Source organism: Atlantibacter hermannii (genome assembly GCF_009907385.1).
GTDB lineage: Bacteria > Pseudomonadota > Gammaproteobacteria > Enterobacterales > Enterobacteriaceae > Atlantibacter > Atlantibacter hermannii_A.
On sequence record NZ_JAAATR010000092.1, the window covers coordinates 1 to 988 of the forward strand.

The window sequence follows — 988 nt, forward strand, 5'->3', positions numbered from 1 at the left end:
AGGGCAGTCGCCCTAAAACAAAGTTAACCCAGGATGAGAACCTTGAAAGTATCATTGATGGCTGCGAAAGCGAAAAACGGCGTGATTGGTTGCGGTCCAGACATACCCTGGTCCGCGAAAGGGGAGCAGCTACTTTTTAAAGCATTGACCTACAATCAGTGGCTTCTGGTGGGTCGCAAGACGTTTGAATCTATGGGCGCACTCCCCAATAGGAAATACGCGGTCGTTACCCGCTCAGGTTGGACATCAAATGATGACAATGTAGTTGTATTTCAGTCAATCGAAGAGGCCATGGACAGGCTAGCTGAATTCACCGGTCACGTTATAGTGTCTGGTGGCGGAGAAATTTACCGAGAAACATTACCCATGGCCTCTACGCTCCACTTATCGACGATCGACATCGAGCCAGAGGGGGATGTTTTCTTCCCGAGTATTCCAAATACCTTCGAAGTTGTTTTTGAGCAACACTTTACTTCAAACATTAACTATTGCTATCAAATTTGGAAAAAGGGTTAACAAAGCTATGCAATCGACGGCAAAAAGCTTCGTTCGCTTCGCGCACTACGCCTTTTCCGCGATTGATAGCGACGTTATGTGAATATTGAAATGAGCATTCCAAAGAAAGGAAGTAGAAAAATTATCGTGGGCGAAAATGAGTTTTTGTGGCTCATTAGGTCAAAACTCACATATTCGCAGGACTGTTTAGGTACAGAAATGACTGCGGTCGTTGAACCGGATGCCGGTCCTCACTGATGAAGAAGTGAACACCGTACGGGAATCGTGCCGGCAGCTTGGAGCTATCGGCCGGAACCTCAACCAGGTGGCCAGGGCCTTGAACATCGAGTTCAGGGAAAGTGACAAGCTCAAGCAAGAGGCCATCGAAAAACTGGCCGAACGGATCGACCAGCATTTGGACCATGTGTCTGAGCTGTTCGATAAGACCTGGAGCCGGTGGCACGATTGTCATTTTCAGAAGACGACTGCACCA

2 protein-coding genes are annotated in these 988 nt (G+C 47.9%); both read left to right on the forward strand.

Going from position 1 to position 988, the window contains the following annotated elements; genetic code table 11:
* Positions 1–42 precede the first annotated feature (42 nt).
* Positions 43–516, forward strand: coding sequence for a trimethoprim-resistant dihydrofolate reductase DfrA14 (gene dfrA14, locus GV764_RS19280; protein WP_004201280.1), 474 nt, complete (start codon positions 43–45; stop codon positions 514–516).
* A 220-nt stretch (positions 517–736) separates the two neighbouring features.
* A partial coding sequence (gene mobC / locus GV764_RS19285; RefSeq protein WP_139574712.1) for a plasmid mobilization relaxosome protein MobC occupies positions 737–988 on the forward strand: 252 nt, incomplete at its 3' end.